At 48.3% G+C, this 261-nt stretch carries 1 protein-coding gene; it reads left to right on the top strand.

The features are described 5' to 3' along the window. Positions 1–261, top strand: a 261-nt coding sequence (locus AC1M9D_RS14160; RefSeq protein ID WP_481612453.1) for a phage late control D family protein, incomplete at both ends; no start/stop codon positions are given.

Here is a 261-nt window from a genome sequence, read left to right as displayed (position 1 = left end):
GGCACAAACGCCGCAACAGCCGCGTATTTATGAACAAATCCGTGGTCGAAGTGGTGGAAATCCTCTTTGAAGAATGGCAAAACAAAAGCCCACTCTTTGCCTCGAGCCTCAGCCTAGACCACAGTGGACTACAACAACAATACGACATCCGACCCTTTATCATGCAAAGTAACGAAAGCGACTACGACTTTCTGACTCGCTTACTACGCAGTGAAGGCATTAACTGGCTCATTGATGAAGCCCAACCGATTGTACCGAGCA

Source organism: Acinetobacter sp. ANC_7682, assembly GCF_056779795.1.
Note: the sequence above shows the minus strand (reverse complement) of the source record. Positions and strands in the feature narration are given on the sequence as shown.